General features: G+C 58.2%; 3 protein-coding genes and 1 pseudogene. 3 read left to right on the top strand and 1 reads right to left on the bottom strand.

The features are described from left to right. From ACF8AM_RS14740 to lnt, 3 genes and pseudogenes are all read left to right on the top strand, one after another. Positions 1-235, top strand: a pseudogene (locus ACF8AM_RS14740) (pilus assembly protein CpaE); the annotation flags it as partial. Between the two features lie 21 nt (positions 236-256). After that, entirely contained in the window at positions 257-610 is a 354-nt protein-coding gene (locus tag ACF8AM_RS14735; protein WP_392556365.1) for a hypothetical protein, read from the top strand. Between the two features lie 95 nt (positions 611-705). After that, positions 706-2,505 (top strand): apolipoprotein N-acyltransferase, encoded by a 1,800-nt coding sequence (gene lnt, locus ACF8AM_RS14730; protein ID WP_392556364.1) that lies wholly within the window; start codon positions 706-708, stop codon positions 2,503-2,505. A 144-nt stretch (positions 2,506-2,649) separates the two neighbouring features. Here lnt and ACF8AM_RS14725 read toward each other — a convergent pair. Further along, on the bottom strand, positions 2,650-3,680 hold a 1,031-nt coding region (locus ACF8AM_RS14725), incomplete at its 5' end, for a His/Gly/Thr/Pro-type tRNA ligase C-terminal domain-containing protein (protein WP_392556363.1).

Genomic DNA, 3,680 nt, shown 5'->3' with positions numbered 1-3,680 from the left:
GCTTAAAAAGTCACTGACCAAACACTCCAGCGGTCTGTACTTGCTGCCCCGCCCGGTCGAACTGCACGATCTCGAAGCGATCGATGCGGAAAGCCTTCGCAAGGTCATCGGGTTGTTGAAAGCGTCGTTCACGCACCTGATCGTGGACCTGTCCAAAACCTACAACGCGCTCGACATGATCGCGATCGAAACCGCGTCGAAGGTCTTGCTGGTCACCCAGTTGGACTTGCCGTGACTTCGAAATGTTGTGCGGCTGATGATGAGCTTTGAAGAAACCGAAGGGCTGGCCGATCGGGTTGAAATCATCGTCAACCGAGCCGGTTTGGACGCGGGACAGATCAGCTTGAAAAAGGCCAAGGAAACACTTGGCCGTGACATCTTCGCGTTGCTTCCCAATGACTATCGCACGATGGTCGAAGTCCGCAACAACGGTGTGCCGTTGATCTCGCAAGCCCCGAAGGCAGCCTTGACCCAGGCTTTCCGGGACGTTGCTCATCGATTGACACACGTTGACGCCGGAGCACCTTCCGAAGAGGGAGAAGGACCGGAAGGCCAAGCGGGCAACGAAAGCCGCTGGAAACGGTTCTGGCCAGGCGCCGCCAAGGCCTGATGTCGGCCACGCAAGAATGAAACGGGTTGCCGGCCCGCTCGCGGGCTGGTATTTCACGGGGCAAACAACCTGCCCGCGAACGTGAGCCCCTTCCGTTGAGCGAATTCAATTCTGACGCCGATGCCTCGCCATCGGACCTTGCCACCCCAGTGCCCACGGTTCCCGCTTCGACGCGGTGGCTGCTGGCAGCGTCTTTTGCCCACGCGGCGATCCTCTGGATGTCCGGTCCACCCATCGGGTTGGGCCCGCTGGTCTTGGTGGCGTTGGTCCCGCTGCTGGCGATTGTTGATGTTGATCCCCGTTCGCCATGGAAACGTTCGCTGTACGTGGCCTCGCTTGCCTATTGGCTGATCAGCCTACAAGGACTCCGGCACGCGCACCCGTTGATGTTCCTGCCTTGGATGGCATTGTCGGCTTACCTGGCGGTCTACCCGCTTCTGTTTATCGCACTGTTGCGGCGATGGCATCTCTCCCCCTCGGCCCAAACGGGCTGGCGAGGTGGCATCCCTTCTTGCGTCGTGGCTGCGGTGATCTGGGTGGGTTTGGAATGGATCCGAAACTATCTGTTCACCGGCATCTCGGTGTTGATGCTCGGCCATGCGTTGGCCGAGATGCCCATGCTGATTCAGATCGCAGATTTGGGCGGCACCTACGCTGTCAGCTTTGTGGTCGTGTGCGTCAACGTGGCCATGTTCGACGCGATGAATCGCTGGGTCGTTCGCGATTCGCTTCACTCGCATTCGCCCTGGAATTCATTGGTCATCGCTGGAGGCCTGCTGCTTGCGACGCTTGTCTATGGCGTCAACACCATGAACATGGCCACCGAACCGATCAACAAAACGATCGTGTTGCTGGGCGGCAATCAGCACACCGTCTATCAGCAAGACCTCGAGCGTGAACGTGCGATCTTCGCCGCCTACGCTGAAATGGCCGTGGATGCGGTCGCGAACTCACCTTCCGAGGTGGCGGCGGTTGTTTGGCCCGAGTCGATGTTCTCGGGTGGCATGCCTTGGATGACAACCGGACCGGATCTCGTTGTTCCCGACTTCATGCAAGACCCTTCGTTGCCACCACTGGCCCCTGAGCAACTTCGCTTTGCAGTGCAACACAATCAGACCGGATTTTTGGATCGCGCAAGCAATTTGCAAATGGCAATGGCCGCCAACTCCAACGTTCCGATCGATGCCCCGCCTTCCATCATCGGCGGATGCGGGTTGGTTCAGTACGACAACCAACCTCGTCAATACAGTGGGGTCGTGTGGGTTGACCCCGCGGGCAAGATGGCAGGCAAATACTCGAAGAACCATCTGGTGCTCTTCGGCGAAACCATCCCCTTGGTGCATAGCTTGCCTTGGATTCGCGATCAAATGCCACCGGGATTGGGACTGGACCGCGGCACGCAACCGGAACGTTTTGATTTGGACGGAATCTCGTTGATGCCGAACCTGTGCATCGAGACCGCCGTCGAGCGGATCCCGATCAACCACATGCACGAACTGAATTCACGTCCCAACCCCAAACTGCCAGACGCTCTGCTGACGCTGACCAATGACGTTTGGTTTCGCGATTCTGCCGTGGTGGATCACCACCTGCGGTGCGCGCAACTGGTGGCGGTTGGCTGCCGACGCCCGGTGCTGTCGGCTGCCAATGGCGGCCCGACGGCGTGGATTGATTCCGCCGGACGAGTCATCGAGCGACTTCCCAAAGGGGTCAGCGGCGTGATCGAAGCGAAACCCCGACGCGACGAAAGAGTCAGCCTGTACGTCCGGATCGGATCTCTACCGGCCGGATTGATGGGCGCGGCAACGGCTTGCGGCTTGGTCTTGCTAGCGATGGACTTCGTGACTCGTCGACGAACACGCAAAAAGACCAGCAATCCAAACGCAACCGCCTGATCCATTTTCTGGATTGCGAAGGTCCATCAATCGGCCCGCCCGAAAACGTTCTGCTGCTAGCAGCCTGTTTGACTGAGCCTCCGGGACGCGATAGCGTCCGGTTCGTGACCGGTAACGTGGGCTCGCGTCTTCCCGCCGAAACGTTCAATAAGCCTTCGCGAAAACAGCTCGCTGTGCGGCCGGTTGCCCAGTCAAGAAGCATGTGCCTTTGACATCGTTATCAGCACATGGCACACACCGAATCGTCACTTTCAGCTCTTTGAGCAAAGGCTGCAACGCGTCCTCGTCGGCGAAGTGACACCAAGCAAATCCACCGGTGATCGTGGTATCGCCTTTGTCAGTAAAGAACTCGCGAAACTCTGCTTCGGACTTGAGTTCGACAGTGTTGTCTTCGCGCAGTTTCAACGCTGCGTCAAACAGTTCTTGCTGCAACGTTGCCAGCTTTTCACCGATTGTGGCCACCAATTCGGAACGTTCGATGCCAACGCTTTTCGGTTGATTACGAATGCCACAGAAGACCGTTCCAGCGGCGATGTCCTTGGGTCCGACTTCCAATCGAATGGGGACGCCGCGTTTGACGTGGTACCACTTCTTTTCACCGCCACGGATGTCGCGATCGTCGATCGTCACGCGAACGGGAGTCCCCGCGTAACTTTGGGCCGCCAACTCGTCGCGAAGCGATTGAACGTATTCCATCACCTCCGCACGCGAATCGTTTTTGTAGATCGGCTGGATCACGACGTGAACCGGCGCCAAACGAGGTGGCAAGACCAAACCATCGTCATCGCTGTGCGTCATGATCAACGCGCCGAGCAAACGAGTGCTGACTCCCCAGGAGGTTGTCCAAGCGAATTCGATATCGCCGGACTCACTCTGGAATTTGATGTCTTGAGCCTTCGAAAAGTTCTGCCCCAGGAAGTGACTCGTGCCCGCCTGCAGTGCCTTGCGGTCTTGCATCATCGCTTCGATGGACAGCGTCTCGACTGCGCCGGGAAAGCGTTCCAACGGAGTCTTGCTGCCGACGATCACCGGCATGGCCATCCAGTTTTCGGCAAAGTCGGCATAGACGTCGATCATCCGCTCGGTTTCTTCCACCGCTTCGTCGGCGGTCGCATGAACCGTGTGACCTTCCTGCCACAAGAATTCAGCGGTCCGCAAAAACATCCGCGTCCGCA

Origin of the sequence: Rhodopirellula sp. JB055, from assembly GCF_043100905.1 — a bacterium.
Classification (GTDB): Bacteria; Planctomycetota; Planctomycetia; order Pirellulales; family Pirellulaceae; genus Rhodopirellula.
Note: the sequence above shows the minus strand (reverse complement) of the source record. Positions and strands in the feature narration are given on the sequence as shown.